General features: G+C 72.6%; 25 protein-coding genes. 12 read left to right on the top strand and 13 right to left on the bottom strand.

Annotation, left to right across the window (positions count from 1 at the left end; all coding sequences use genetic code 11):
• The coding region (locus ABZX11_RS26310) for a fasciclin domain-containing protein (RefSeq protein ID WP_354917149.1) at positions 1-144 on the top strand (144 nt) is incomplete at its 5' end.
• Positions 145-435: 291 nt separating this feature from the next.
• A complete protein-coding gene (locus ABZX11_RS26305; RefSeq protein ID WP_176176968.1) occupies positions 436-1227 on the top strand; it encodes an IclR family transcriptional regulator in 792 nt (263 codons plus the stop codon).
• A gap of 27 nt (positions 1228-1254) precedes the next feature.
• On the opposite strand, the gene ABZX11_RS26300 is transcribed toward ABZX11_RS26305, so the two are convergent.
• On the bottom strand, positions 1255-2616 hold the full coding sequence (locus ABZX11_RS26300; RefSeq protein WP_354917508.1) for an MFS transporter: 1362 nt from the start codon (positions 2614-2616) through the stop codon (positions 1255-1257).
• A 149-nt stretch (positions 2617-2765) separates the two neighbouring features.
• Here ABZX11_RS26300 and ABZX11_RS26295 point away from each other — a divergent pair, with 149 nt between their 5' ends.
• The 6 genes from ABZX11_RS26295 to ABZX11_RS26270 are packed head-to-tail and all read left to right on the top strand — an operon-like array spanning position 2766 to position 7815.
• Entirely contained in the window at positions 2766-3656 is an 891-nt protein-coding gene (locus tag ABZX11_RS26295) for a DUF6282 family protein (RefSeq protein ID WP_354917505.1), read from the top strand.
• 11 nt (positions 3657-3667) lie between these two features.
• Positions 3668-4546: a hypothetical protein gene (locus ABZX11_RS26290; RefSeq protein ID WP_354917502.1), complete on the top strand. Its 879-nt coding sequence runs from the start codon at positions 3668-3670 to the stop codon at positions 4544-4546.
• A gap of 44 nt (positions 4547-4590) precedes the next feature.
• Positions 4591-5313, top strand: coding sequence for an aldolase/citrate lyase family protein (locus tag ABZX11_RS26285; RefSeq protein ID WP_354917499.1), 723 nt, complete (start codon positions 4591-4593; stop codon positions 5311-5313).
• The gene (locus tag ABZX11_RS26280; RefSeq protein ID WP_354917496.1) at positions 5310-6152 is read left to right on the top strand and encodes an LLM class flavin-dependent oxidoreductase; all 843 of its coding nucleotides are present in this window, start codon (positions 5310-5312) and stop codon (positions 6150-6152) included. The genes ABZX11_RS26285 and ABZX11_RS26280 overlap by 4 nt, the downstream gene beginning before the upstream one ends.
• A complete protein-coding gene (locus tag ABZX11_RS26275; RefSeq protein WP_354917493.1) occupies positions 6152-7072 on the top strand; it encodes a 3-keto-5-aminohexanoate cleavage protein in 921 nt (306 codons plus the stop codon). Before ABZX11_RS26280 ends, ABZX11_RS26275 begins: the two co-directional genes overlap by 1 nt.
• Complete coding sequence (locus ABZX11_RS26270) at positions 7069-7815, top strand: glucose 1-dehydrogenase (RefSeq protein WP_354917490.1); 747 nt, start codon at positions 7069-7071, stop codon at positions 7813-7815. The genes ABZX11_RS26275 and ABZX11_RS26270 overlap by 4 nt, the downstream gene beginning before the upstream one ends.
• 61 nt (positions 7816-7876) lie before the next feature.
• Here ABZX11_RS26270 and ABZX11_RS26265 read toward each other — a convergent pair whose 3' ends face one another.
• The 4 genes from ABZX11_RS26265 to ABZX11_RS26250 are packed head-to-tail and all read right to left on the bottom strand — an operon-like array spanning position 7877 to position 13899.
• Positions 7877-11137, bottom strand: a complete 3261-nt coding sequence (locus ABZX11_RS26265) for a S8 family peptidase (RefSeq protein ID WP_354917487.1) — start codon at positions 11135-11137, stop codon at positions 7877-7879.
• A complete protein-coding gene (locus ABZX11_RS26260) occupies positions 11134-12255 on the bottom strand; it encodes a CU044_5270 family protein (protein WP_354917484.1) in 1122 nt (373 codons plus the stop codon). The genes ABZX11_RS26265 and ABZX11_RS26260 overlap by 4 nt, the downstream gene beginning before the upstream one ends.
• A complete protein-coding gene (locus ABZX11_RS26255) occupies positions 12252-12854 on the bottom strand; it encodes an RNA polymerase sigma factor (RefSeq protein WP_354917482.1) in 603 nt (200 codons plus the stop codon). The genes ABZX11_RS26260 and ABZX11_RS26255 overlap by 4 nt, the downstream gene beginning before the upstream one ends.
• A gap of 46 nt (positions 12855-12900) precedes the next feature.
• Positions 12901-13899, bottom strand: a complete 999-nt coding sequence (locus tag ABZX11_RS26250) for a helix-turn-helix domain-containing protein (RefSeq protein ID WP_354917480.1) — start codon at positions 13897-13899, stop codon at positions 12901-12903.
• Positions 13900-14054: 155 nt separating this feature from the next.
• Here ABZX11_RS26250 and ABZX11_RS26245 point away from each other — a divergent pair, with 155 nt between their 5' ends.
• Complete coding sequence (locus ABZX11_RS26245) at positions 14055-14333, top strand: hypothetical protein (protein WP_354917478.1); 279 nt, start codon at positions 14055-14057, stop codon at positions 14331-14333.
• 24 nt (positions 14334-14357) lie between these two features.
• On the top strand, positions 14358-14705 hold the full coding sequence (locus ABZX11_RS26240; RefSeq protein ID WP_354917475.1) for a hypothetical protein: 348 nt from the start codon (positions 14358-14360) through the stop codon (positions 14703-14705).
• A 92-nt stretch (positions 14706-14797) separates the two neighbouring features.
• Here the strand turns inward: ABZX11_RS26240 and ABZX11_RS26235 are convergent, their stop codons facing one another.
• From ABZX11_RS26235 to ABZX11_RS26220, 4 genes are all read right to left on the bottom strand, one after another.
• A complete protein-coding gene (locus ABZX11_RS26235; RefSeq protein ID WP_354917472.1) occupies positions 14798-15046 on the bottom strand; it encodes an Atu4866 domain-containing protein in 249 nt (82 codons plus the stop codon).
• A gap of 67 nt (positions 15047-15113) precedes the next feature.
• Entirely contained in the window at positions 15114-15452 is a 339-nt protein-coding gene (locus ABZX11_RS26230) for a hypothetical protein (protein WP_176176953.1), read from the bottom strand.
• Positions 15434-16459 carry a cytochrome d ubiquinol oxidase subunit II gene (locus ABZX11_RS26225; protein WP_354917469.1) on the bottom strand — a complete coding sequence of 342 codons (1026 nt, stop codon included), beginning with the start codon at positions 16457-16459 and terminating at the stop codon, positions 15434-15436. The genes ABZX11_RS26230 and ABZX11_RS26225 overlap by 19 nt, the downstream gene beginning before the upstream one ends.
• Positions 16456-17796 (bottom strand): cytochrome ubiquinol oxidase subunit I, encoded by a 1341-nt coding sequence (locus ABZX11_RS26220; RefSeq protein ID WP_354917466.1) that lies wholly within the window; start codon positions 17794-17796, stop codon positions 16456-16458. Before ABZX11_RS26220 ends, ABZX11_RS26225 begins: the two co-directional genes overlap by 4 nt.
• Positions 17797-17942: 146 nt before the next feature.
• Here ABZX11_RS26220 and ABZX11_RS26215 point away from each other — a divergent pair, with 146 nt between their 5' ends.
• Positions 17943-20441, top strand: a complete 2499-nt coding sequence (locus ABZX11_RS26215; RefSeq protein ID WP_354917463.1) for an ATP-dependent Clp protease ATP-binding subunit — start codon at positions 17943-17945, stop codon at positions 20439-20441.
• A 3-nt stretch (positions 20442-20444) separates the two neighbouring features.
• Positions 20445-22055, top strand: a complete 1611-nt coding sequence (locus tag ABZX11_RS26210) for an MFS transporter (RefSeq protein WP_354917460.1) — start codon at positions 20445-20447, stop codon at positions 22053-22055.
• Positions 22056-23130: 1075 nt separating this feature from the next.
• Here ABZX11_RS26210 and ABZX11_RS26205 read toward each other — a convergent pair.
• The 4 genes from ABZX11_RS26205 to ABZX11_RS26190 all read right to left on the bottom strand — a co-directional run bounded on the left by ABZX11_RS26205 (position 23131) and on the right by ABZX11_RS26190 (position 26796).
• A complete protein-coding gene (locus ABZX11_RS26205) occupies positions 23131-24525 on the bottom strand; it encodes an FAD-dependent oxidoreductase (RefSeq protein WP_354917457.1) in 1395 nt (464 codons plus the stop codon).
• Between the two features lie 105 nt (positions 24526-24630).
• Positions 24631-25269 (bottom strand): histone deacetylase, encoded by a 639-nt coding sequence (locus ABZX11_RS26200; RefSeq protein WP_354917454.1) that lies wholly within the window; start codon positions 25267-25269, stop codon positions 24631-24633.
• Between the two features lie 62 nt (positions 25270-25331).
• Positions 25332-25940 (bottom strand): helix-turn-helix domain-containing protein, encoded by a 609-nt coding sequence (locus tag ABZX11_RS26195; RefSeq protein ID WP_354917451.1) that lies wholly within the window; start codon positions 25938-25940, stop codon positions 25332-25334.
• The gene (locus ABZX11_RS26190) at positions 25933-26796 is read right to left on the bottom strand and encodes an oxidoreductase (RefSeq protein WP_176176948.1); all 864 of its coding nucleotides are present in this window, start codon (positions 26794-26796) and stop codon (positions 25933-25935) included. The genes ABZX11_RS26195 and ABZX11_RS26190 overlap by 8 nt, the downstream gene beginning before the upstream one ends.
• Between the last annotated feature and the right edge of the window lie 39 nt (positions 26797-26835).

Below are 26835 nucleotides of genomic sequence, written 5' to 3'. Positions count from 1 at the left end.
ACCGCCGGCGGCCCGGTGAAGATCGAGGGCTCGGGCGAGAACATGACGATCAACGGCGCGAAGATCCTGTGCGGCAACATCCCCACCAAGAACGCCACCGTCTTCGTGATCGACAAGGTGCTGACCCCGGGCACCAACAAGTAACACCAGCGCGCCACCGACGGGTGGCCGGCACCGGACGGTCGCCTCGGACTCCCGCACCTCCTGGAGTCCGGGGTGACCGTCCTTCGCTGTCCGCGCAGCGAACGCAGTCTGGCGGCGGGTCCACCGGATCCGCCGCCGGGGACGCCGAAAGCGGCGGCGTCCGCCGGTCGTCGCCACCGCCGGATCACTCCATGGTCGTGGCGGCGACCGGCAAACCGGCGCGGTCCGTGTAGCCTGAGATCCGTGTTCACGAAGTGAACAGTGATTCCAGACTTCCGGCGGAGGCACCCCGTGACCAAACCGACGCGGTCCCCGGAGGCCCGCGCGGACCAGGCGGACATCCAGGCGGTGAGCCGGGTCAGCCAGATCCTCTCGCTGTTCGACCCGGCGACCCCCGAGCTGACCGCCGGGGAGGTCGCCGAGCGGCTCGGCCTCAACCGCACCACGGCGTACCGGTACTGCACCTCGCTCGTCGCGGCCGGGCTGCTGGAGCGCAGCGCCGACGGCGGTTACGTGCCCGGCGGGCTGCTGCTGCAGCTGGGCGCGTTCGCGATCGGGCACCGCCGGGTCGTCAACCTCGCGCCGCGGCACATGCAGGCGCTCTCGCGCGCCACGCAGACCAGCGTCGTGCTCAGCCTCTGGGGGCTCACCGGCCCGGTGGTCTCGCGGGTCGAGGAGAACGCCTCGACCATCGTCATCGTGTCCGTGCGGGTCGGCAGCCACCTGCCGCTGGACACCGCGCAGAGCAAGGTGTTCCTCGCCTACCACGCCGACCAGCTGTCGATGGAGCGGCTGATCGGCACCCTGTCCGGCCCGGCGCGCGACGAGCTGCGCGCCGACGTCGAACGCGTGCGCGCGGCCGGTCACTGCTCCGCGATGAGCACGCCCGGCATCGTCGCGGTGGCCGCGCCGGTCTTCGACGAGTACGGCATCTGCGCCACGATCGCGATCGTGGGCCCGGACAACACCCTGTCGATGGGCGACGACTCGCCGGAGCTGCGGGTCGTGGTCGACACCGCCCGCGAGCTCACCCACGAGCTGGGCGGCCACTACCGGCCCGACGACATCGAGCGGGCCGGGTAGGGACGCTCCATTCAGGACAGTGCTCGTTCAGGACAGTGCCGGGATCGTGCTGTCGTCGGACATGTCGACGTCCTTGGTCTCCGGGCCGAGGAAACCGCCGAGGCTGATCAGCAGACCGGCGAGCACGATCAGCACTCCCGGGGCCAGGTGCGCCGGCACGAGCCCGTCGAACCGCTGCAGATAGAACTGGTAGAACGCCGGGGCGATCAGCGCGAGGCTGTAACCGACGCCGTAGCCGGTCGAGCGGATGCTCGCCGGGAACCGCTCGGTCAGGTACGCCGCGATCGGGCCGAACGTGCCGACCGTGAACACCCCGATGAGCACGCCGAAACCGAGCGCCGCGCCGAAACCGCCGTCCGAGGCCATCAGCAGCGTGTACGAACCCGCGCCGAGCACGACCATCGCCAGGCCGTAGCCGATGTAGAACCGGCGGCGGCCGATGCGCTGGGACAGCACCCCGAACACCGGGTAGGACAGCGCGGCGGCCGCGTTGATCACGAGCATGGTCGCGGTGACCTCCTTGCTCGACAGGTCCAGGTGGGCCTTCAGCTGCGCGGGCGTCACGGCGGCCTCCATGTTGGTCGCCAGCCACGTACCCGTCATCAGGACGAACACCTGGCCCAGCGCCCGCGGGTACTTCTTCACCAGCCGGAGGAACGGCAGCTTGTGCTTCTCGCCGGTCAGCCGGGCCGGCGGCTCGTGGACCTGCTTGCGGTAGTAGCGGAACAGCACCGCCGCCAGCGCCGCCCCGACGAAGAACGGGATCCGCCAGCCCCACTGGACGTACGCGCTGTGCAGGCCGGCCGACGGCAGCAGCTGCAGCATCAGCAGCGTGATCGCGGCGATCACCGCGTACGCCGCAGGTGAGGTCGAGGTGATGATCGAGGCGTAGAGGCCGCGCTTGTGCTTCGGGCTCCACTCCATCGCCAGTGGCACCGCCGTCGTGTACTCGCCGCCGAGGAAGATGCCGTCGACGAACCGCAGGGCGATGAGGATGCCGACCGACCACATCCCGATCGTCTCGTGCCCGGGCAGGCACGCGGTCAGCAGCGTGATGAGGCCGAACCCGCCGACGGCGACCAGCGTCGTCCGCTTGCGCCCGACCGTGTCGGCGAAGTGGCCGAAGACGATCGCGCCGAGCGGACGGCCGATCAGCGTCGAGGCGAACACCAGGGACGCCAGCAGCGCGGTCGTGCTCGCGCTGAGGTTGGCCGCCTGGAAGTACGCCGCGGCCGGGGCCAGCACGACGATCGGCAGGTAGATGTCGAACTGGTCGACGAAGTAGGCGAGCGTCCCGCCGCGGATCGCGGCACGCACCTTGGCCGCGTCCGGGCCGTGCGGGGTACCGGGACGGGCGGCCGTCCCTGCGGCGCTGGGCGGTGTGGACATCGTCGTCCTCCGTTGCTCCGAACTGGATGTTCACAAAGTGAACGTCAGCCACTCTAAATACGCACCCGTCGCGACACAAGAGCGGTCACAGGGTTGACAGGCGGTCTTATAGTGAACTTCGACTTCATAATGCGAACGGAAGGCCGCTCATGAGCCCGCGCCCCGCCATCGCCTCCGTCCTGGACGGCCTGGCCGACATGCACGTCCACTCCGGCCCCAGCCCGTTCCCCCGGCGGTTCGACCACGTCGAGGCCGCGCGGGACGGCGTCCGGATCGGGATGCGCGCCATGGTCGCCAAGTCCCACCACCACAACACCCAGATGGACGTCCTCGCGATGGCGGGCAGGCTCGCCGAGGTCGAGGCGCAGGTCTTCGGCGGCATCGCGCTCAACAGCACCGTCGGCGGGCTCAACGTCCACGCCGTGCGCATGACCCTGCGCATGGGCGGCAAGGTCGTCTGGTTCCCGACCATCTCCTCCGGCAGGCACATCGACTGCCACCCGGAGGACGGTGCCTTCCCGACCACCACCGTCCCGCTGACGCTCGAGCGCATCGACATCGTCGACGGCGAAGGCGCGCTCAAGCCCGAAGTGATCGAGATCCTCGACGAGATCAAGGAACAGCAGGCCGTCCTCAACGGCGGGCACATGTACCCCGAGTACATCAAGAAGCTGTTCGAGGAGGCGCACGAACGCGGCCTGAAGCGGATGGTCGTCAGCCACCCGGACTTCGTCATCGGCGCCGACCCGGCCCTGTGCCGCGAGCTGATCGAGCTCGGCGCGTTCGTCGAGCACGAGGTCGGCATGTACGACCCCGAAGGCACCCAGAAGTGGGACCCGAAGAACCTGCTGACCTGGATCGAGACGCTCGGCCCGGAGCACACCGTGCTGGCCTCGGACTTCGGCCAGAAGGCCAACCCGAAGCCGGTCGACGCCTGGCTGCGCGTCGGCGAAGCGCTGCTCGACCTCGGGCTGCCGGAGAAGGACCTGCGGCGGATGGTCCGGGACAACCCGGCGTACCTGCTGAACCTCGACGCCTGAAAGGACTGACCGTGTACGAAAAGGACGATCCCCGCTCCGGCCTGGCCACCGCGGCCCGGCCCGACAGTGCTCGATCCGACACTGGCGACGCGATCGCGCCCGCGCAGTACCTCGACCTGTGGGAGACCCCGGTCGTGCGGGCGCAGAACGTCATCCTCATCCACACCGACGCCCGCGACGGCGACGACCTCGACAACGGCACCCTGGACGGCGAGCTGGCGGTCGTCGTCACCGACGCCTCCCCCGCCTTCACCGTGCTGACCGGCGACGGCGCCACCCGGATCACCGAACCCGGGCTCGTCGTCGTCCCGCCGGGCGCGTCGCGGATCGGCGTCCACGGCGACGGCCCGCTCGTCCGGCTGGTCGAGGCGACCGAACCGGCGTGGCGGGACAAGCCCGCCAACGCCGACGCCTACGCCCAGGACCACCCGCGCGTCACGCTCTTGGAGCGCTGGCCGGCGCCCGCCGAAGAGCGGGTCCGCTTCTACCCGCTGTCGGCGGTGCCGGACGATCCGAAGCGGTTCGGGCGGATCTTCCGGACCCGCTCGTTCATGGTGAACTTCCTGCCCCGGCAGGACGGGCCGCGCGACCCGCACAGGCTCTCCCCGCACCACCACGACGACTTCGAGCAGCTTTCCCTGGCGGTGCAAGGGGAGTACGTGCACCACATCCGCACGCCGTGGCTGCCCGACCGCACCACCTGGCGCGAGGACGAGCACGTGCGGATCGGGAGCCCGTCGGTGACGATCATCCCGCCGCCGACCGTGCACACGTCCGAAGCGAACAGCCCGGGCGTGAACCAGCTGATCGACATCTTCAGCCCGCCGCGCGCGGACTTCTCGGGGAAACCGGGCTGGGTGCTGAACGCCGACGACTACCCGATGCCGTGACCGGGCGGACCGGGGGCGGCTTGTTCACCCGCCCGCACACTCCCGTGGGCACCTGGCTGAAGATCGCTTCGACCGAGCCGGCCGAGATCATGGCGTTCGCCGGGTTCGACTTCGTGGTCGTCGACCTCGAACACGCGCCGCTGGACCTGGTGATGGCGTACCGGCTGCTCAACACCGCCGCCGCGCTCGGCATGACGCCGCTGGTGCGGGTGCCGGACAAGACGCCGTCGACGATCCAGAAGATCCTCGACGCCGGAGCAATGGGCATCCTGGTGCCCCACGTGGACACCGTCGAAGAGGCGGCGGCCGTCGGGCGGGCGTGCCGGTTCCCGCCCCACGGCGGCCGCGGCGCCGGCGGCACCAGCCGGGCCGGGGCGTGGGGGCTGCGGCCGAACGCCGAGTACCTGGCCACCGGCAACGACGACGTGCTGTGCATCCCGCAGCTGGAAAGCGTCGAGGCGATCAAGGCCGCGCCGGAGATGCTCGCGCTGGACACCGTGGACGCGGTGTTCGTCGGGGCCGCCGACCTGTCGATGTCGATGGGGTCGACGCCCGCGTCCCCCGACGTGCTCGACCTGATCGCCTCGGCGATCTCGGCCGCGCACGACGCCGGGAAGAAGTGCGGGCTCGCGTTCGGCGGGGTGCCGGAGAAGGCCGCGCGGGCGGTGCGGGACGGCTGCGACTTCGTCCTGCTCGGCAACGACACGACGATGCTGGCCGAAGCCGCCCGAGGCCTGGTCACGGCGTTCCGGGACGCGACCGCATGACGCTCTCGCTGCCGCGCACGGCGTTGTCGATCGCCGAGCTGGACGGCCTCGACCACGACGGGGTCATCCGGTTCGTGCGGGCGCTCGAGGACTTCGGCCACCGGATGGTGTGGATTCCCGAGGTCACCGGCCGCGAGGCGTTCACGACCGCGGCGCTGGTCCTTTCCGCCACCGAGCGGTTGATCGTCGGCAACGGCGTCGCCCGGGCCCTCGAGCGCGTGCCGAAGTCGGCGGGCTCGGCGGCCCGGGACCTCGCCGCCGGGTACCCCGGGCGGTACGTGCTGGGGCTCGGGGTCAGCGGAGCGGTCCGGGAACGCGGGGTCGGACCGCTGCCGTTCCTGCGGGAGTACCTCGACGGCGTCGACAAGGTGGCACACGGCGTGCCGCGGGTCCTCGGCGCGTACTCGGCCGGGATCACCCGGCTCGCGGCCGAGCGCGCCGACGGGCTGATCACCTTCCTCGTCACGCCGGAGCACACCCGGTGGGCGCGGGAGACGGTCGGCCCGGACCTGTTCCTGTCGGTGGTCCAGTGGGCCGTGGTGGGCCGTACGCGCGCCGCCGCCCGCGAGGTCGCGCGCGACCGGCTCGCCTACTACCTGACGCTCCCCCACCAGCTCGCGAAGCTGACCCGGCTGGGCTTCACCGATGAGGACCTCGCGCCGCCGGGGTCCGACCGGCTGCTCGACGCGCTCGTCGCGCACGGCCCGCCCGACCAGGTGCGCGCGGCGGTGCAGGCGCAGTACGACGCGGGCGCGACGCAAGTGGCCTTGAGCCTGGCCGGCCCGCTCGACGACGCGAAGCTCGACGCCTACCGGGCGCTCGCGCCCCAGGAGGATTGATGCGCACGGCCGAAAAAGTCATCATCACCACCGCGATCACCGGCTCGGTGAACATCCCGTCGCAGAGCCCGTACCTGCCCTTGTCCGCCGACGAAGTCGCCGACGCCGCGCTGGAGGCCGTCGAGGCGGGGTCGGCCGTCGTGCACCTGCACGCCCGGGAGCCGGACGGGCGGCCGACGCCCGATCCCGGTGTGTTCGAGAAGATCGTCGGGCGGATCACCGCGGAGTCCGACGCCGTCATCAACATCACCACCGGCGGCGCGTCCTCGATGACGATGGACGAGCGGCTCGCCGCCGCCTACCGGCTGCGGCCGGAGCTGGCGTCGCTGAACATGGGGTCGATGAACTTCGTCTACTCCGGCATCGCCGGCAAGGTGACCGAGTGGAAGCACGGCTGGGAAAAGCCGTACGTGCTCAACACCTACTCGAAGCCGTTCGTGAACACCTTCGACAAGATCGAGCACACGCTGCGGACGCTCGGCGAGTCCGGGACCCGGTTCGAGTACGAGTGCTACGACATCGGGCACCTGTACTCGCTGGCGTACTTCGCCGAGCTCGGCCTGGCGAAACCGCCGTTGCTGATCCAGGGCGTGTTCGGCGTCCTCGGCGGGATCGGCGCCGACCACGCGAACCTCGAGCACATGGTGCGGATCGCGGACAAGCTCTTCGGCGACGACTACGTGTTCTCGGCGTTCGCCGCCGGCCGCGACCAGATGAGCTTCGGCACGCACAGCGCGTGGCTCGGCGGGCACGTGCGGGTCGGCCTGGAGGACAGCCTGTGGATCGGCAAGGGGAAGCTCGCGGAGAGCAACGCCCAGCAGGTCCGCAAGATCCGGGCGGTGGTGGAAGATCTCGGGAAACCCGTCGCCACCCCCGCCGACGCCCGCGCGATGCTGGCACTTCGTGGAGGAAACGCATGAGCTTGCTGACCGGAAAGGTGGTCCTGGTCGTCGGGGCCGGTTCGGGCATCGGCGCGGACGCGGCGCGCGTGTTCGCTGCGGACGGTGCTTCGGTGATGCTGGTGGCCCGGCACGAAGAGCCGTTGGCCAAACTGGCCGCCGAGCTTTCCGACCACGACGTCGCGTACACGACGGGCGACGTCTCGTCGGCGTCCGATGTGGACGGTTTCGTGGCGGCGACGGTCTCGCGCTTCGGCCGCCTGGACGGCGCGTTCAACAACGCGGCGATGGGCGGCGGCGGACGGCTCGACCGGGTGTCCGAAGCGGACTTCGACCGGATCATGGCGGTGAACGTGAAGGGCACCTGGCTGTGCCTGCGCGCGGAGGTCGCGGCGATGGAGGGCCAGGGCGCCGGCTCGATCGTGAACGTGAGCAGCATCGGCGGCCTGCGGGGAAGCCCGGGCATGGGCGCCTACCAGGCGACGAAGCACGCGGTGATCGGCCTGACCCGCACGGCCGCCCACGACTTCGGGCCACTGGGCATCCGGGTCAACGCGCTCGCCCCCGGCCCGACGGAGACCCCGATGCTGGACGAGCTGCGCCGCACCATCCCGGGTGGGGTGGAAGCCCGCATCGCGGCGACGCCGTTGCGCAAAGCGGGCACGGGCACGGAAGTCGGCTCGACGGCGGCGTTCCTGCTGAGCGACCGGGCGAGCCACCTCAGCGGAGTCATCCTCCCGGTGGACGGCGGCTTCACGGCCTGACCGGTTCGGGGCGGGCAGCCGTTCGCCCGTGGGCGAACGGCTGCCGCGCGCGTCGGGGGTGCTACTTCAGCCGGTACCCCCGGATGATCGTCTGGTCGACGGTGTCGCCCGCACCGTCGGTCGCGGTGGCCCGCAGCGACACGAAGGCGGCCCCGGCGGGGTGCCGCAGGCCGGCGAGCCACTCCCCGCCGCTGCGCAGCACCGGCACGGCCTGCCAGGTGCCGCCGTCGTCGTAGGACACCCGGACCGTCAACGACGTGATGCGGGCGTGCTCGTCGGTGTGCTCCACCCGCACCGGAACGAGGAACGGGACACCGCTTGGCGCGCGGTTGCGGTCGTCCAGCCGCGGCGTGAAGCGCACGGCCATCATCGGGACGGGCTGCACCCGGGTGCCCGGCACGGTGCCCGAGCGGAACGTCCAGTCCGCGACGACCTTCGTGGACAGCTCGGCCGAGCCGCTCCGCTCCGCCTCGCTGTGCAGCCGGTACGGGCTCTCCGCCGGTGGCACGTCGAACTCGTGGTAGCCCACCCACGGCCGGCTGCCGATCCGCTCGTCTCCCCGGTACAGCACGGTTTCGGCGGAGTCCGTCACCGACTGTCCATAGTGGCCGGACGACGGGTCGCTGAACGGCGACAGGTCGAAGTGCACCGTGTCACCGGTCCGGCCCGCCCATTCCGCCGACGAACCGGGATACGGCGGGAAGGCCGGCCCGATCACCCCGGCGTTCCAGTGCTCGGCCACGGACTCGTCCCGCCGGAACGTCCTCGGCACGGTCTGCGTGGACCACTCGTACTGCGGCTTTTCCGCGGGCTTGCCCAAGAAGCGCTCCCAGGGCGTGCCGGGGCTGTAGAACTCCTGGAGCGTGAACGGAAGGGGCGCCCGCACCGTGTAATCGCGTTCGCCGGTTTCCCCGCTGCCGCTCGCGGCGTGCGTCGACCGGACGGTGGCGAGGTCGCGGTCGGCGAAGTGCCGCACGAGCTCGGCCGGCACGCGGCCCCGCTCGGCCCACCGGAGGTGGTACAGGTACGGACTGCCGGTGAAGCCGCCCTGCCCGTCGCGCCGGGCGAACAGCCCCTCCGCGGTGAACGTGAACCCGGGTGCGCTGGTGGCCGAGGGACGCACCCACACCTTGTCGAACGAACCGAAGGTGCGGAAGCCCGTCTCGCCGGAGGAAGTCGTGCGCAGGAACGACTGGATCGTCTCGGAGTCGCCGGCGTCCGGCCGGTCGACCCGCATGCCGACGGGTTGGGCGTCCCGGGCGTCGACGGCCATCCTCGTGTCCCCGGTGACGGTGATCTCCGGTTCGGCGAACAGCGCCCGGATCAGCTCGTTGCCGGCGTTGCGGCCGAGGACGGTGGCGTGGAAGAAGTACCGGCCGGGTGGCAGCCGGACGACGGCGGACCCGGTCGTCACGGTGGCCAGGTACGCCGAGGGCTGGTCGAGGCCGACGAAGCGGTAGTCGGCGAGCTGCGCGGGGTTTCCCTGCCAGTCGCGGAAGCCGAGCTCGACGTCGTGGCGCTCGGCCTCCCGCTGGAGGCCGAGCGGGGTGCGGACCACGTTCCCGCCGCCGGTGGCGACGACCGTGCCGCCGTAGGTGCCGTCCGGGCCGTCGACCGCGGTGTCCGCGGTCAGTGTCGCGGTGGCCTGACCACCCGCGGGGACCTCGATGGTGCGCGGCGCCACGGTGAACATCCCGGCGGGCGCCGGGTTCCCGGCCGCGTCCCGCACGGCCACGGCCAGGTCCAGGGTGACCGGGGTGGTGCCGGTGTTCCGGTAGGTCAGGACCGTCGGGATCGGTGCGTCGTCCTCGTGCGGCCACCGGGCCTCGCCGAGGGACACGCTCGCCGGGGTGGCCAGCACGGGCTGGCCGACCGCCCTGGCGACGTCGACCCGGCCGGCGCCCTGTTCGTACACCGTCAGCCCGTCGCGGGGCGCGGCGCTGCCCATCAGCGCGGCCTTCAGCCGCGCCGCGTCCCAGTCCGGGTGCATCCCGGCGAGGATCGCCGCCGCGCCGGCCACGTGCGGTGCCGACATCGACGTGCCGGACATGGCCGTGTACCCGGCGTCGACCGGCGTCCCGAGGGACCCGTTCTTCGCGCGGGCGGCGACGATGCCCACCCCCGGCGCGGTGAGGTCCGGCTTGATCGCGCCGTCGCTGGCGCGCGGGCCGCGGCCGGAGAACTCGGCCGGCGCGTCGTCGCCGTCGACCGCCCCGACCGTCAGCGCGGCGTCCGCGACGCCGGGGCTGCCGACCGACCCGGCGCGCGGGCCGCGGTTCCCGGCGGAGACCACGAACAGGGCGCCCGACTGCGCGGTGAGCCGGTTCACCGCCTCCGACAGGAGGTCCACGCCCGGGTCCTTGCCGCCGGCCACCGCCCCGCTCAGGCTCATCGCGATGACGTCGGCCCCCTGCGCCACCGCCCACTCCATACCCTCGACGACCGACGATTCGGTGCCGTCGCCGTGGTCGTCGAGCACCTTCCCCACCAGGAGCCGGGTGTCGGGTGCGACGCCCCGGAACCGGCCGTCCGACGCCGCTCCGCTGCCCGTGATGATCGACGCGACGTGCGTACCGTGCCCGGTCCGGTCGTCGCTGCCGCCGGGGCTCCCGGTGAAGTCCCTGGTCCCGGCCACCGCGTCGGCGAGGTCCGGGTGCGTGGCGTCGATGCCGGTGTCGAGGACGGCGACGGTCGTCCCGCGGCCGGTGTACCCGGCCTGCCAGGCCTGCGGCGCCCCGATCTGCGGCACGCTGTGGTCCAGGTCGACGTGCACCGGGCCGTCGAGCGCCACCCGCCGGACCCCGGGCGACAGCGTCGTCCCGCCCCCGGCGTCGAGCGCGGCCCACACCGACGACAGCGCGTCCTTGGCCGGGCGGATGGCGGTGGCTCCGGCGCCGGGCAGCTCGCGGCCGCCGGCGACGGCCGCGAGCCGTCCGGCGCCGGTGCGGGTGACCACCAGCGGCAGGTCCCGCCGGGCTTCGTCGTGGTAGCCGGCCTCGACCAGTGCCGAGACGTCGAACAGCCGCGGGTCGAGCTGTCCGCCCGCGACGAGCGCCGCGACGTCGTGCGGCACCACGACGCTGTGGCCGTTCTCGTCGATCCGCTGCTCGAAACCGACGTGCTCCCGGCCCGGCGCGGGCCGCACCCGGACGTCGTCCCGGCCGGTGAGCGTCACCCGGTCGCCGGTCACGAGGGTGACGGTCTTCCCGGCCGCCCGCGCCGGTGCGGCGACGGCGACGGCGTTCGCGGCCGGTGGCGAGACCACGGCGGCGAGCGCGACGACGGCCAGCACCGCGGAGCGTCGCCTGCCCGGACGCCTCACGAGGTCGCCCCCACCGCGTCGACGACCACCTGGTCGGTGCTGGACCAGGCGATCACCGTCCCCGCCGGCCAGCCGGCCCCGCCCGTCGCGACCATCCTGGTGCCGATCACCCGGGACGTCACCGGGTCGAGGATGAGCTCGGAGCGGAAGCCTTCCCCGTTCCGCCCGATGGCCACGCCGGCGCGGCCGGTCAGGTCGACCTGGCCCGGGACCCGCTCGATGCCCGGCAGCAAGGCGATGGCCCGGTACAACGCCGTGCGGACCGCCGGCGTGAGCAGCGCGTCGGCACGGGCGGCGAAGCCGGCGGCGGTCTTGAAGGTCAGGTAGTCGGCGTCGTGCTTGGTGCTCGTGCCCGCGGCGGCCCGGAACACCGCAAGCAGCCGCTCCGGGTCGGTGGGCAGGCTCGCCACCCAGGACAGCGTGGGGTGGTCGACGCCCGGTTCCTTCGGCTGGGCGACCGGCAGTTGTTCCTTCGGATCGCCGTTCGGGTTCGGGTACACCTGCGTGTGCGGCTTGGGCAGGGACTTGCCGTGGTCGGCGAGTTTGCGCGCGTCCGCGTCCGTCGACGGGTGGGCGTCGAGGCCGGTCGTCAGCTCCATGCGCACCGTCTGCAGCCCGTCCGCGGCGAACCACGCCTTGGTCTCGTTCTCCGAGACCACCTGGGCCTCGCCGTCCGCGCCCACCGGGATCCCGGTCACCACCTGGCCACGCAGGTGCGAGTAGACGAACTGGCCGGGCCGGACCGCCAGCGGGCGGAGGTCGCCGGTGTGCGCGGCGAGCGTGATCAGCGCCTCGCGAGCCGGGGTGTCCGCGCCGACGAGCGGGGCGGGACGGGCCGGATCCCCGCCGGCCGGAAGCGCGGTCGGGCCACCGCCGGTCGGCTGTGCGGTCGGGCCGCCGCCGGTCGGCTGCACGGCGAGGGTGACGCCCAGGCCCGCGACCAGCGTGACCGCCGCGGCGGCGAGCACCAGGCGCCCGCGGTGGCGGGGCGCCGGCTTCGGCCGGAAGGCTTTGGCGCGCATCCTGGCGAGGCTGGCGCTGTCCGGGGCGGGGGTGTCGAGGACGGACCGGAGCAGGGTGATTTCGTGCTGGTCGTCCGGTGCCTGCCGGGTGGTCATGAGGTCATCTCCTGGGAGGTGTCGGCGTGGGCGGGAAGGACGTCACGCAGCCGTTTCCTGGCCCGGTGCAGCGCGGAGCGCACGGTCCCGACCGGGATCGCGAGCGCGGTGGCGATCTCGCCGTAGTCGAGGTCCGCCAACGCGAAGAGCAGGAGCACGTCCCGCTGCCGGCGCGGCATCTGCCCGAGAGCCGAGGTGATCAGCCGGACGTATTCGGCGGCATGGGTCCGCTCGACAGCCCGCAGGGCGGGTTCATCACCCCCGGCGAGGGGCGGCACGGCCTTCGCCATGGCGCGGTACCGGGCCGCCTCCTGCCGCCACCGCCGCCGCAGCAGGTTGGTGGCGATCCCGTACAGCCAGGGCAGGGCGTTCGCCCGGTCGGCGTCATACCGGTCCCGCTGCTTGAAGGCCACGCAGAACACGTCGGCGACAACGTCCTCCGCCACCTCGGCCCCGACCCGGCCGGCGCAGTACCGGTGCAGCGCCCCGGCGTAGCGATCGAACAACAGCCCGAACTGCTCGGCATCCCCGGTCACCAGCTCGGCGTCCGAGCCCACGACGGGCGGATCGCTGTCTCCCACAGAACGCAACGACGTCATGCCCCCTCTTTGCCACGACGCCGCTTCCGGGTTCCCCGACCCGGGGTCAGTCCGTGGCCGGACCGCCCACGGACTGCGCCTCCTCCAGTCTGCCGTTGCGATAGTCGCGGGGCGGGATGCCGGTGTGGCGGTGGAAGGCGCGGCTGAAGTCGGCTGGGCGGGAGAAACCCCAGCGGCGGGCGATGGCCGCGATGGTGACGTGGTCGAGGCACGGGTCGGCCAAATCGCGGCAGGCCCGGTCCAGGCGACGGGTCCGGATGTGGGCGGCGACGCTGACCGGGTGGTGCTGCTGGAAGATGCGGTGCAGGTAGCGCGGGGAGATCCGGTGGGCGGCGGCGATCGTGGCGGGACGCAGCTCCGGGTGGTGCAGGTGCTCTTCGACGAAGGCGATGATGCGCAGGTAGAGGACGTGCGTGTGGGAGCGCAGCGGCGGGTTGTCCCGGTCCAGGTGGTGGGCGAGCACAGCGGTCGTGAGGTCCACCGCGATGGTCTCCAGGCGCTGTGCGTCGCGTGCGGTGCAGCAGGCGTGGCCGTCGGCCACAGCGGTGAGGAAGGCAGCGAGTACGCGGCCGACACCTTCGGTTCCGGGCAGCGGAACGGCGCAGAGATCGGCGACTTGACGGGCGGGCAGGGGAACCAGTTTCCTGGGGAACTGCAGTTGCACCATGTCCACCGCCGAGGTCCCGCTGTCGACCACCGCCTCGAACGGCATGGAGCTGTCGTAGACGACGAGGCCACCGGGACCCAGCAGTGCACTGGCGTTGTTCTGCTCGATGCCCTGGCGGCCGGCCCGGGTCAGCGCGATTTGGACGTACTCGGGGTCGGACCGGCGGATTTCCCTCGGCGATCGCCGCGAAAACAGTGATGTGTAGGTCATGGAAGAGATCTGTGCTTTGCCGAGCGGCATGGCACGGAGGCGGGCGGTGAACACTTCCGGGTCCGGGATGTCGAGCACCGTGGAAATCAGTGAGGCAGCGGTGACATTCCGCCAAGCCTCCAGGCGGTCTCGTGCGGCAATCGTGGCACTGTCGAACACAGTGAGCATGGCTCCCGCTTCCCCCGATGCGCTTCCAGGGTAGCGAGACCTGTCAATGTGCGCTGGGTGCGTACGACTGTGCGCCCGGTGCTGACGACAGGGTGAACCGCGCGGCAGAAACTGGGAAAGGCCCAGCAAGCGCATTCACGAGGGGAGATCTGCAGATGCGCGCCATAGCGAGATCGATTGCGGTTCTGGCGGCGCCCGTCGCCTTGTCCATTGCCGTGGGAGTCGCGCCGGCGTCGGCCGTGCCCGCTGCCGGGACATCACCGGCAGCGGCGAAGACGGCGGCCAAGCAGTGGGTTTTCTGGCAGTCCTACGCGAGCTCGCGAACGTGCAACAACACTGGCGCGCTGGGGGTCCTCGGCGGTGCCTGGTCCGACTACACGTGCTCGTACGTTCCCGTCGACGACCAACCCTACTGGCTGTTCGTCAACCTCTGATCCGCACAGAAAGGGGCCACCGGAATGGGACGCACCATCAGACGAGCCGGGGTCGCAGCAGTCCTGCTTCCCCTGGCCGCCGCCGGATTGGCGGTGAACTCCGCGACGCCGGCCTCCGCCGCGCCGACAGCGTGCACGAACGCCGCCGCGAACATCGACTACGTGCTGCGGAGCTCCTGGACCAGGTGCTGGGGAGGCACCGGTCATTTCAAGGTCCTCATCGGCTGCAAGAGCTCCCCCGGTTCACCGTGGACGGCACTCGTCCAAGGCCCGGTCTGGGTCAGCGTTCAGGAAGGCGCGGCAGGGGTCATCTCGGCTGCGGTCTGCCCGCCGGCGCAGCCGTTGATCGTCGAAGCCACCACGTTGACCTGAAGCCCTTGCGAAGACCAGCAGCGCTTCACCTCGGAGCGGCGCGGCGACACGCTCGTCGCGCCGCTCCCGGTGGTGACCTCACCTCCGGCGGCTCAGCTCTCCTCGCGGTAGAGGACGAGGTGCTCGTGGTACAGCACGCCGTCGCGGAGGTCGCCGGTGGCGGTGAAACCGGTGTCGTCGACGTAGTCGATGTGGTTGCCCGTGACCGTGTAGCTGCCCGTGTACGCGCTCTTCGTGCGTCCTCGAGCCTCGTCGTAACGGCCGTCGGGTCGCAGTTCCTGGCGGATGTGACCGTCGGCGGTCACCCACATCCCGATGACGGGAGTCCGTTCGTCGTCCATGCCTCCAGCGTCCCCGGAGCCGGCCGGGGGCGACCAGGGTGCGCTGCTCCCACCCTCACACGGGCCGTCAGCTGACGTTGAAGTTCTGGTCCACCTCGGCCGCCAGGGCGCGAAGGGCCCCGTCGAGGGTCTCACGGACCTCGGCGGGGTCGGCCGACTCGTCGACCTCCACCTCCAGCTCCGCCTCGCTGGCCCCGGTCCCGCTGCCGATCACCCGCAGCCGGCCGGCGAGGCCGTCGCGACCGGCCGCACGCCACTCCACCCGGCCCTCGGCGGCACGCAACGCGATGTCGCCGACGTGGCCCGGCAGCCACGCCTTCGCGCGGGTGGCGTCGGATGCGGTGTTGAGGACGATGTCGGCGTCGGCCGTCATCGGGCGGCTGGTGGTCACGATGCGCGTCGCCATTCCGGCACGCTCCTTTCGGCGGGACGTTGGAACAGGCTGAACAACCACCACAGGGACGGCACGAGCACGAGCGCCCCGATGCCCAGGACGGTGAGCGTCGCCGACAGCACCGCCGGGGTGGCCGCGCCTTCGGCGATCGTGACGTCCGGTTCCAGCAGGTACGGGTACTGCCCGGCGGCCCAGCCCCAGAGCAGGGTCCCCACCGCGAGCGCCGCCGTGATCCGCACCGCCAGGTACCGGCGGCGCAGCAGCAACACCAGTGACACCGCGCCCGACAGCGCCGAGACGACGATGACCGGGAGGCCGCGGTGGGTCAGGCCGTCGAACAGCCGCGGGGCGTCGGTGGCCAGCACCGGGATCCCGGCCGCCGCGATCACCCCCAGCGCGAGCCCGGTCACCAGGGCCCGGCGGCGGAACGCCTCGGCGAGGCGGGGATTCCCGGCGCGCCGGGCGTCGGCGCAGAGGTAGGTCGCGGCCAGGTACGCCGCCGCGCCGACCGCGAGGACGCCGCCCAGCACGGACGTCGGGTTCAGCCAGCTCGTCAGCAAATCGCCGCCGGCGATCACGATCGGGACCCGGCCCGAGGCGATGCCGCCGGCCACCGTGCCGAGGAAGAACGGGGTCAGCACGGAGGAAACGGCGAACGCGGCCCCGAAGAGCCGCTGCAGGGCCAGGGTGTCGCTGGCCTTGCGGAAGGCGAACGCCGCGCCGCGGATGATGATCCCGAGCGCCACGAGCGTCAGCGGAATGTACAAAGTGGACATCACGGCGGCGAACGCCGGCGGGAACGCGCTCCACAGCGTGACGAGCACGAAGATCAGCCACACGTGGTTCGCTTCCCACACCGGCCCGATCGCGTGCTCCAGCAGCTCCCGCTGGTCCCTCCCCCGCTCCGGGCCACCCGCGAACAGGTCCCAGAACCCGGCGCCGAAGTCCGCCCCGGCGAGGAGCACGTACAGCGTCAGCCCGACCCAGAGGACGGCGACGGACCAGTCGGCCAGGGTCATGACGGCGTCCCCGCTTCCTGCGGTGCCGTGCGCCGGTCGGTGCGGGCCATCCGGCGCAGCACGTACACCGTCCCGATCGTCAGCACGACGTACACCGCGAGCACGACGATCAGCCCGATCAGCAGGCCCGGCGCGGGGTTCACGGCATCGGCCGTCCGCAGGTGGCCCCAGACGATCCAGGGCTGGCGCCCGACCTCGGTGGTCACCCACCCGGCCTCCAGCGCGCAGCAGGCGGCGACGCCGCTGACCGCGACCGCGCGCAGGAACCACCGCGGACGCGGCACGTCCCGGCGACGCCACCACACCAGCGCCAGCCAGGCACCGAGCGCGAGGAGCGCGAACCCGATGCCGACCATCACGTCGAAGGACAGGTGCACGATCGCCACCGGGGGCCGGTCGGCCACCGGCGTCCGGTCGAGCCCGGTGATCACCGTGCCCGGGCTGTCCCCCACCAGCAGCGACAACCCGTTCGGGACTTCCAGGCCGTAGCGCAGTTCGTCGCCCACCGGTACGCCGCCGACGGTCAGCGGGACGTGCGAGCCGGTCCGGTAGACCCCTTCGAGCGCGGCGAGCTTGGCGGGCTGGTTGCCGGCCAGGAACCGCGCGGCGTAGTCGCCCGCGGCGATCTGCAGCGGGGTGAGCACCGCGGCGAACGTCAAGGGGATCAGCAGGCCGAGCCGGTGGTGGCGGTCGCGCCGCCCGCGCAGCATGCCCACCGCGTAGACGCTGCTGATCAGGTAGCCGCTGACCATGAACGCGGCGAGGATCATGTGGATCGTCTCCGGCGGGGTCGCCGGGTTGAACATCGCCGCCCACGGGTCGACGCCGGTGACCCGGCCGGCGTCGAGGTCGAACCCGCGCGGCTGGTTCATCCAGGCGTTCGCGCTCACCACGAAGAACGCCGACGCGACCCCGGCGACGACGATGGGGACGCCGGCGAGCAGGTGCCGCCGCGGCGGGAGGCGGTCCCAGGCGTAAAGGTAAATCCCCAGGAAGATCGCTTCGACGAAGAACGCGATGCCCTCCATGGTGAACGGCAGGCCGATCACCTGGCCGTAGGTGCCCATCAGGCCGGGCCACAGGATGCCCATCTCGAAGCTGAGGATCGTGCCCGACACCGCCCCGACGGCGAACAGCACGCCCATCGCCTTGGCCCACCGCCGGGCCAGGACGAGGTAGGCCTCGTCCCCGGTGCGCAGCCCGCGCCACTCCGCGAACAGCGTCAGCGCGGGCATCCCGACGCCCAGGCAGGCGAGGATGATGTGCCAGCCCAGCGAAATGGCCATCTGGTCCCGCGCCGCCAGCAGGTCCAGCGGCGCGGCGGATGAGGTCAGCACGTCGAGCACCCTCGGCGGCTACCCGCCGAAGGGGCCGGGAAACTCCCCCGGGGAGGGTGCCGTTTGTGCCCCGGCTGCGGGGGTAGCCGCAGCCGATGGGCTCCGGCGCGGGGCCCGTCCCCGATCGCTCAGGACGGTGCATCCGCATGACCGGCTTCCTCCCCCGAGGCCAGGGCGACAGCCCGCTCGACCAGTTCCTCGCCCAGTTCTTCGGCCAGGCTTCGCCGGGACGGCGGGCGTACTCCGTCGACATCACCCGCCTGCTCAGCGAACAGGCCAGGTCGCTGGTCGCCGAGGCGGCCAACCGCGCCGCCGCGTGGGGACAGCCGCACGTCGACACCCAGCACCTGCTGTGGGCGGCCGCCAAGACCCCGGCGACCGCCCAGCTGCTCGAACGGGCCGGCGTCGACCCGCGGCAGCTGGCCGGGCAGCTCGAACGCGACTGCGGCGGCCACGAGGAAGCGGCGCCCCCCACCGGGCTGGCCCCGGCGGCCAAGCGGGCCCTCCTCGACGCGCACCAGCTGGCCCGCGGGCTCGGCTCCTCCTACATCGGGCCGGACCACCTGCTGTTCGCGCTGGCGATGAACCCCGACTCCGAAGCGGGCCGCCGGCTGCGCGAGGCCGGCGCGACCCGCGACCGCCTGCACGAAGGCACCGCCGACGGGCCGCCCCAGCCCGCCCGGCCCAGTACCCCCACCCTCGACCAGTACGGCGAGGACCTGACCGAGCGGGCCCGCGCCGGCCGGATCGACCCGGTCATCGGCCGCGACGACGAGATCGAGCAGACCATCGAGGTGCTCTCCCGCCGCACCAAGAACAACCCGGTGCTGATCGGCGAGGCCGGGGTCGGCAAGACCGCGATCGTCGAAGGGCTGGCCCAGCGGCTGGCCGACGACGACGTGCCCGACATCCTCAGCGGCCGCCACGTGATCCAGCTCGACGTCACGGCCATGGTCGCCGGCACCCGCTACCGCGGCGACTTCGAGGAGCGGATGTCCGCGCTGCTCAAGGAGATCCGCGACAACCGCGACCGGCTGATCGTGTTCATCGACGAGCTGCACACGATCGTCGGCGCGGGCAGCGGCGGCGAAGGCGGGGGCCAGGGCGCCGGGAACATGCTCAAGCCGGCCCTGGCCCGCGGCGAGCTGCACGTCGTCGGCGCGACCACCCTCGACGAATACCGCACCGGCATCGAACGCGACCCGGCGCTGGAACGCCGGTTCCAGCCCATCCTGGTGCCCGAGCCCAGCGTCGAAGACGCGGTCGAGATCCTGCGCGGCCTGCGTGACCGCTACGAAGCCCACCACCAGGTCCGGTACTCCGACGAGGCCCTGCAGGCCGCGGTGGACCTGTCCGACCGCTACCTGACCGACCGGTTCCTCCCGGACAAGGCCATCGACCTGATCGACCAGGCCGGTGCCCGGGTCCGGCTGCGCTCCCGCACCCGTCCCGAGCGCGTCCGCGACCTCGAGACGCGGCTGGAGCAGCTGCAGCGCGACAAGGACCAGGCCATCGCCGAGGAGAACTTCGAACGCGCTTCCGCGCTGCGCGACGAGATCACCGAGCTGCGGGCCCGGATCGAACCGGCGGACGGGCGCACCCCGGACCGCGTCCAGGAGGTCACCGACGCCGACATCGCCGAAGTCGTCTCCCGCCTGACCGGGGTCCCGGCGGCGCGGCTCACCGAGTCCGAACGCGACCGGCTGCTCAAGCTGGAAGAGCACCTGCACGGCCGGGTCGTCGGGCAGGAGGAGGCCGTGGACGCGGTCGCCGAAGCCGTCCGCCGGTCCCGGGCGGGGCTGGCCGAGCCGGGGCGGCCGTTCGGCAGCTTCCTGTTCCTCGGCCCGACCGGCGTCGGCAAGACCGAATTGGCCCGGGCGCTGGCCGAAGCCCTCTTCGGCGACGAGGACCACATGATCCGCGTCGACATGAGCGAGTACTCCGAGCGGCACACGATCAGCAGGCTGATCGGCGCCCCGCCCGGCTACGTCGGCTACGACGACGCCGGCCAGCTCACCGAAGCCGTCCGCCGCCGGCCTTACTCCGTCGTCCTGCTCGACGAAATCGAGAAGGCGCACGCGGATGTCTTCAACATCCTGCTGCAGGTGCTCGACGACGGACGGCTCACCGACGGCCGCGGCCGCACCGTCAACTTCGCCAACACCGTGCTGATCATGACCAGCAACCTCGGCTCCGACCTGGTCACCAGCTCCACGCAGGGCGCGCTCGGCTTCGGCCCGGTCCGCGACGACCCGGGCGGCCACCTGCGCGAGCGGCTGATGCGGCGGTTGCGCGAGAGCTTCCGGCCGGAGTTCCTCAACCGCATCGACGAGATCATCGTCTTCCGCCGCCTCGAGCCCGAGCAGCTCGACCGGATCACCGAACTGCTGCTGGAGCGCACGAAGCGGCGCGCGCACGCCCAGGGCGTCACGGTCGAGTTCACCCCCGCGGCGATCCGGTGGCTCAGCGAAACCGGGTACGAGCCGGAGTTCGGGGCCCGGCCGCTGCGCCGGGCGATCCAGCGCCACGTCGACAACCGGCTTTCCACCCTGCTGCTCGAAGGCCGTCTCGAAGCGGGCACCACGGTCCGGGTCGACGCCGGTGACGACGGCCTGGCCTTCGAAACCGCCGTGACGGCGAGCTGACGCATGCCGGCCGCCACGGCGTGGGCACCGCTGCGGCGGCGGATGTACCGGGCGCTGTGGATCGCCCAGTTCGCCGGGAACGTCGGCACGTGGGCGCAGACCGTCGGGGCCCAGTGGCTGATGGGCGACCTCGGCGGGTCCGCGCTGGAGGTTTCGCTCGTCCAGACGGCCATGACGCTGCCGGTGTTCCTCCTGGTCGTCCCGGCCGGGGCGCTCGGGGACATCTTCGACCGGCGCCGGCTGCTGCTGGCCGGCCAGACCGTCATGCTCGCCGGGGCCGCGGCCTTGGCCGCGGTCACCGCCGCGCACCACGTCTCGCCGGGTTCGTTGCTGGCGTTCACCGCGACCATGGCCGTCGGCCAGGCCCTGTCGGTCCCGAGCTTCCAGGCCATCCAGCCCGAGCTCGTCCCGCGCGCGGAGATCGCCCAGGCGGCGCTGCTCAACAGCGCCAACGCCAACATCGCCCGCGCGCTCGGGCCGGCGCTCGGTGGCGTGCTGATCGCCGCCGTCGGCGCGGAGGCGACGTTCGCCCTGAACGCCGTCTCCTTCCTCGGGGTGCTCGCGGTCATCTTCGCCTGGCGGCGGCCTCGCGCCGACCGCCCGCTCGGCGCGGAACGCCTCGTCGCGGCGACGCGCGCGGGCGCCCGGTACGTGCGCAGCGCGCCGGCGTTCGCGACGGTGCTGGCCCGCTCGGCGTCGTTCATGCTGTTCGCAGGCGGGTTGTGGTCGCTGCTGCCGTCGCTCGCCCGCGGCCCGCTGCGCCTGGACGCGGGCGGCTACGGCCTGCTGCTGGCCTGCCTCGGCGCCGGCGCGGTGACCGCGGCCGTCGTCCTGCCGTCGCTGCGGACGGTGCTCGGCACCAACACCGTGATCGCGGCGGGCACGGTGCTCTACGGCCTGGCCGACCTCGTCGCCGGGCTGACCGGGTCACTGCCCGCGGTGGTGGTGGCGTTGTTCCTCGCCGGCGTCGCGTGGATCGCCGTGCTGTCCACTTTGAACTCCGCGGCCCAGCTGCTGCTGCCCGCGTGGACACGAGCCCGCGCGCTCGCCTACTACCAGCTGGTGTTCATGGGCGGCCAGGCACTGGGCGCGCTGGTGTGGGGGTTCGTCGCCGACGTCGCCGGGCTCGCGACGGCGTTCGCCGTGCCCGGTGCCGGCCTGGTCGTCGCGGCGCTGGCCGGCGGCCGCGCGTTGCGGCTGCCCGACAGCACGTTCGAGCTGGGCCGCACCCGCTACTGGCCGGAACCCCCGGCGGCGGCGACCGTGTCCGGCCCGGTGCAGGTCCAGGTCGAATGGCGGGTCCCGGCGCCGCGAGCCGCGGAGTTCGAGCGGGCGATGCAGCCGGTCGGCTGGGCCCGGCGACGCAGCGGCGCGACGCGGTGGCGCCTGCACCGCGACCTGGACGAGCCGGAGCGGTTCGTGGAGCAGTTCGTCGTGGCGAGCTGGGACGAGCACCTGCGCCAGCACTACGAGCGGTCGACGGAGCTGGACCGCCAGCTCGACCAGCGCGTGCGGGACCTGACCGTCTCCGGTGAGCCGCCGGTCGTGCGGCACCTGGCGCAGACGGTCCTGCCCCGGCGGGACCGCCGGCTCCTCGGCCGTTCCCCGCGCTGAGCGGCGCCGCTCGACGATCCCGGCTACGGCCGCCACGAACTGACGCCGCCTGCGGCGTCAGTAATCCGGTCACGGGCCGGGGCGGCCCGAGCTAGCCTGGACGATCTGCGGTCCGAGCGAGGGGAATGCCGGTGGACGTTTCCTCAGCGGTGCCCGAGGCGCTGCGCCCGGTGGTGACGACGTCGGCCGGGACGGTTCGGCTCGTGTTCGTGCCGAGCGTCAGGCGGCTGCTGACGAAGACGTGGGCCGGCAGCCTGGCCATCCCGTTCGCGGTCGCGGGCCCGCTGCTCGTCGTCATCGTGCTGCCCCTGGTCGTCATCTTCTTCGGCTGGGCGGCCATGGGGCACACCGCGCTCGTGCTCGGCTGCATTCTCGCCGCCCTCGGCCTGGTGCTGTCGGTCGTGCTGCCGTGGAGCCTGCGCTCCGACGCACGGTGGGCCGAGCTGAAACCCGGGCCGCACCCGGCGCAGGTGCTGGTCAAGCTCGTCTCCGGGGCGACGCGGGCCGGGGCGCTGCGGTCGATCGCCGTCGTCGACCACGTGAAGCTCGCCGAACCCGCCGGTGTCGAGGTGGAACTGCGGACGGCGGACGAAACCGTCCGCGGCGCGGAGCGGATCGACGTGGCCGCCGACGCGCTGGCGGAGTGGCTGCGCGGCCTGCCCGGCGTCGAGGTCGAGTACCGGAAGGTCATCGACCGGGTGAATCCGACCCGGGACCAGTGGTGGCGGCGCCCGCAGGTCGCGGCGGTGTGGAACGTCCCCGCCGACGACGTGCCGGTGATCGCGAACGAACTCGGCGTCCGCTGCGACGCCTTCGTGCCCCGGGCCGCCGCCAGGAACGGGAACACCCGCGCCATCGACGTCTACGACCCGGACGACGTCCAGGAGATCACCGGCCAGCTCACCGACGGAACCGTCGCGGCCTTCATGCTGCGCCGGCTGACGAGCTTCACGCGCGAAGCGAGGCTGCCCGCCGGCGACGACCCGCTGCTCCACCTCGTGCCGGACACCGGGCTCGCCGAGCGGTACCGCGCCGCGCTGCAGCGCCTCCGGGATCCGGGCCCGGACACCGACCGCTACGTCGCCTTCGCGCAGTACTCGCTGGGCCGGGTGGTGCGCGGCGAGCCCGTTCCGGCCGCCGTCCCTCCACAATGGACACCGCCGCCGGACTTCGAAGCGGTGCTCGCCGCGGCCATGGCCGCGCCCTTCCCCCGGCCGACCCGGTACGCCTGAACGCGGCCGCGCCGGGCGAATGCCGGGGCCCGCTCCGGACGGAACCCCACGCCGACCAGGTACACCGCCGCCGTCTGCAAGGCGGGCCACCACCGTGCCGCGGTCAGGAGCGGGCCCGCCGGGCCGGCCTGGCCGCCGGACACGAGGGGGCCGGCCAGGTCGGCGTGCATGATCCGCTGCAGGGCCTGCACCAGCAGCAGCGACGGCAACCGGCGCCGCCGGACCCGGGCGAGGTCGGCCCCGCGCACCGCACCCCGCCGCAGCCGCTCCGCCAGCAGCGCCGCGGTCGCGACGGCGTCCTGGACGGCGAGGTTGATGCCCACGCCGCCGACCGGCGACATGGCTTGCGCGGCGTCCCCGAGGCACAACAGGCCTTCGACGTGCCACCGGCGCAGCCGGTTGAGCCGGACGTCGAGGAGTTTGACGTCGTCCATCGAGACCAGCTCGCCGACCCGGTCGGCGTACTCCGGGAGCAGTTCGGCCACGTCGCGCCGGAACGCGTCGATGCCGCGAGCACGCAGCCGGCCGTCGGTGCCCTTGCGCGCGACGTACCCGATCTGGAAGTAGCCCTCCCGCGGGATGACGATCGCGAACCGGCCCCGGCCCGGCCGCCGGGTCAGCCGGCCGACGTGTTCGCCGTCGCGACGCGAGAGCCGGAACCACCAGGTGTCGAACGGGACGTCGATCTCGGTGACGCGCAACCCCGCCGCCGCGGCCAGGACGGAATTCCGGCCGTTGCACACCACCGTGAGATCCGCGCGGAGCTCGCGTTCGGCCTCCGCCCCGCCCCTGCGGTAGCGGACCCCGGCGACCCGGCCGCCCTCGTGGACGAGCGAGGTCACCGCGGTCCCCATTTCGAGCCGGAACGCCGGCTCGGCCCGCGCGGCGTCGGCGAGCAGGTCCAGCAGGTCCCACTGCGGGACGATCGCCACGTACGGGTGCCGCACGCCCCACTTGCGCAAGGCACCGAAATCCCCGATCCGCCGGACCCCACCGGCTTCGTCCGGCAGGACGACTTCGGTGATCCGGGTCTGGGGCAGCCGCGCGAACCGCTCCCCCAGACCCAGGTCGTCGAGCAGCTGCAGGGTCGCCGGGTGCACGGTGTCACCCCGGAAGTCGTGCAGGAAGTCCTCGTGCTTCTCCAGGACCGTGACCTCGACCCCGGCCCTGGCGAGCAGCAGTCCCAGCACCATGCCCGCCGGGCCGCCGCCCACCACGCAACACGTCGTCCGCTTCACGCTGTCCCCCCGTTCCCCTGCACCACCTTCTACACCCGGCGGGACGGCGGCCTGGGGAACGTCGTGCGAACGGGAGTAATCAGGGCAGTTTCGCCGCCCGAACGGCTACGGATCGACCGGTGACGCCAACCCGGCGATTTCCCGGGCGGTCCAGTGGTCCCGCACCCCGGGCAGCGGCGCGAGGTATCCGGCGATCTCCCACGCGGACCACCCGTGCGCTTCGCGCAGTCCTCCCACGAGCATGGCCAGGTAGGCGGCCGAGGGCGGGTTCTTCTCGACCTCCGCCGCCGACCACGGTGCGGTGAACGTCAGGACGGGATGGCCGTCGAGGTCACCGAGGTGCAGCAGGGTTTCGTAGCGCCCGGGCCCGAGCTGGTCGCGGCCCGTCCGCAGCACGGTGGTCAGCTCCAGGTCCGGGCCCGGCTCGCGGTACATCTCCTGCTCCGCGATGTCGGAGAACTGCCCGGTGGTCACGAGGTAGGACCGCATCGCCGCCCGGCCCGGCAGCGCCGGGTCGAAGAACGCCCGGCCACCGAGCCAGACCGGCGACTCCGTCGCGAAGTAGATCCCGCCGGGGAACTCGCTGGCGACGATCCGCCGCACGGGACTGCGATCGCGGCACCCGAGGTAGCTGCGCCGGGCACCGGGCGGCGTTCCTCCTTCGAGGTAGCACCGCAACCGCGCGGCGTACATGTTGGACCCGTAGCTCGCGTACCAGACCAGCAGCGGCGGCGCCGAATCCATGACGCCACGATAGCGACGCGGGCCGGACGACGTCAGCGGAGCATCGGGTGACAGCCGGCCGGTCAGGACGGGAGGCCCGCCGTGCGCAGCCACACCACCCGGCAGGTCTCGGCCGCCTCGTCGAGCGCCGCCGCCGACACCGCCGACGCGTGGTAGAACGTCCGCTCGATCATCCAGCACAGCGCGCCCGCGATGGCCCGTGCACCGGCGGGTCCTTCCTGGTCCGCGACTCCGGCGCGGACCAGGATCGTCGTGATGGCGTCGATGAAGATGTCCGCGGTCCGCTGCCACAGCGCGCCCAGTTCGGGGATGGCCGAGGACTGGTCGATCGCGACACGCATGATCAGGCCGTGCTCGTGCCACCGGTCGCGGGTGCGCCGCAGGGCCGTCGCGATCGCGTCGCGGGGTGCGGCCGGGTCGGCGGCCGCCGCGCGGGACTTCTCGTGCAACGCCTCGACGGTCTTGGCGAAGAGCGCGACGAGCGCCTCCTGCTTCGAGCTGAAGTAGAAGTACACCGACGCGCGGGAGAGCCCGGCGCGCTCGGCGATGTCGTTGGTCGTCAGCGCGTCGAAGCTCTTGCCCGCCAACAGTTCCTCGAGGACTTCGAGGATCTTCGCCTCGCGGAGGTCCCCTTTGGACGGTGCGGCGCGCCGGCGCCCCGGCTCAGGCACCGGCCGTCGCGATCTGGTGGCCGTCCGGGAAGTCCGTGGACCGCGAGAGCTCCGCCCACGCCTCGATGTCGGCGGTCACCGCCGCCCGGCCGCTCGCCACGAGCCGCAACGCGTCCGAACCGAGCACCAGGTGCACCGGCGGCTTCTCGGCCTCGACCACCTCGAGCACCGCCGCGGCGGCCTTGGCGGGATCGCCCAGCTGGTGGCCGCTCGCGGCCTGGCGGGCGGCGCGGATCGGCTCGAACAGCTCGTCGTAGTCCGCGATCGTCCGCTCGCTGCGGACCATCGAGCGGCCCGCCCAGTCCGTCCGGAACGAACCGGGCTCGATGACGGTCACGCGCACCCCGAGCCCGGCGACCTCCTTCGCCAGGGTTTCGAGCATGCCCTCCACCGCGTACTTGCTGCCGCAGTAGTACGCCAGCCCGGGCACGGTCATCAGCCCGCCCATCGAGCTCACCGCGAAGATGTGGCCGGAGCGGCGCTTCCGCATCCCCGGCAGCACGGCGTGCACGGTGGCCGCCACCCCGAACACGTTGACGTCGAACTGCGCACGCAGCTCGGCCATCGGGGACTCCTCGAACACGCCCTCGTGCCCGTAGCCGGCGTTCGCGATGAGCACGTCGATCGGGCCGACGGTGCGCTCGACCTCGGCGACCACGGCGGAGACCGCCTCGTCGTCGGTCACGTCGAGCTGCCGCGCGTGGGCACGCCCGGGCGCCAGCTCGGCGAAGGCCGCCAGGTCGGCGGCTTTGCGCACGGTGCCGACGACGGTGTGGCCTGCGGCCAGCGCGCCTTCGGCGAAGGCGCGCCCGAGGCCGCTGCTCGCACCGGTGATGAGGAACGTCCGCTTCGTCATAGCATCGACTCTACACCTCGTCGACAATAATCGACACAG

This window comes from Amycolatopsis sp. NPDC004169 (genome assembly GCF_040610315.1).
Taxonomy (GTDB): domain Bacteria; phylum Actinomycetota; class Actinomycetes; order Mycobacteriales; family Pseudonocardiaceae; genus Amycolatopsis.
This window is presented reverse-complemented; position numbering and strand designations above follow the sequence as displayed.

What these genes read in the sequence shown, in the direction of transcription:
- ABZX11_RS26300 (WP_354917508.1), bottom strand. Translation starts at nt 2,616, where the DNA reads ATGTCCACACCGCCCAGCGCCGCAGGGACGGCCGCCCGTCCCGGTACC.
- ABZX11_RS26295 (WP_354917505.1), top strand. Translation starts at nt 2,766, where the DNA reads ATGAGCCCGCGCCCCGCCATCGCCTCCGTCCTGGACGGCCTGGCCGAC.
- ABZX11_RS26280 (WP_354917496.1), top strand. Translation starts at nt 5,310, where the DNA reads ATGACGCTCTCGCTGCCGCGCACGGCGTTGTCGATCGCCGAGCTGGAC.
- ABZX11_RS26275 (WP_354917493.1), top strand. Translation starts at nt 6,152, where the DNA reads ATGCGCACGGCCGAAAAAGTCATCATCACCACCGCGATCACCGGCTCG.
- ABZX11_RS26270 (WP_354917490.1), top strand. Translation starts at nt 7,069, where the DNA reads ATGAGCTTGCTGACCGGAAAGGTGGTCCTGGTCGTCGGGGCCGGTTCG.
- ABZX11_RS26260 (WP_354917484.1), bottom strand. Translation starts at nt 12,255, where the DNA reads ATGACCACCCGGCAGGCACCGGACGACCAGCACGAAATCACCCTGCTC.
- ABZX11_RS26255 (WP_354917482.1), bottom strand. Translation starts at nt 12,854, where the DNA reads ATGACGTCGTTGCGTTCTGTGGGAGACAGCGATCCGCCCGTCGTGGGC.
- ABZX11_RS26250 (WP_354917480.1), bottom strand. Translation starts at nt 13,899, where the DNA reads ATGCTCACTGTGTTCGACAGTGCCACGATTGCCGCACGAGACCGCCTG.
- ABZX11_RS26245 (WP_354917478.1), top strand. Translation starts at nt 14,055, where the DNA reads ATGCGCGCCATAGCGAGATCGATTGCGGTTCTGGCGGCGCCCGTCGCC.
- ABZX11_RS26240 (WP_354917475.1), top strand. Translation starts at nt 14,358, where the DNA reads ATGGGACGCACCATCAGACGAGCCGGGGTCGCAGCAGTCCTGCTTCCC.
- ABZX11_RS26235 (WP_354917472.1), bottom strand. Translation starts at nt 15,046, where the DNA reads ATGGACGACGAACGGACTCCCGTCATCGGGATGTGGGTGACCGCCGAC.
- ABZX11_RS26230 (WP_176176953.1), bottom strand. Translation starts at nt 15,452, where the DNA reads ATGGCGACGCGCATCGTGACCACCAGCCGCCCGATGACGGCCGACGCC.
- ABZX11_RS26225 (WP_354917469.1), bottom strand. Translation starts at nt 16,459, where the DNA reads ATGACCCTGGCCGACTGGTCCGTCGCCGTCCTCTGGGTCGGGCTGACG.
- ABZX11_RS26215 (WP_354917463.1), top strand. Translation starts at nt 17,943, where the DNA reads ATGACCGGCTTCCTCCCCCGAGGCCAGGGCGACAGCCCGCTCGACCAG.
- ABZX11_RS26210 (WP_354917460.1), top strand. Translation starts at nt 20,445, where the DNA reads ATGCCGGCCGCCACGGCGTGGGCACCGCTGCGGCGGCGGATGTACCGG.
- ABZX11_RS26200 (WP_354917454.1), bottom strand. Translation starts at nt 25,269, where the DNA reads ATGGATTCGGCGCCGCCGCTGCTGGTCTGGTACGCGAGCTACGGGTCC.
- ABZX11_RS26190 (WP_176176948.1), bottom strand. Translation starts at nt 26,796, where the DNA reads ATGACGAAGCGGACGTTCCTCATCACCGGTGCGAGCAGCGGCCTCGGG.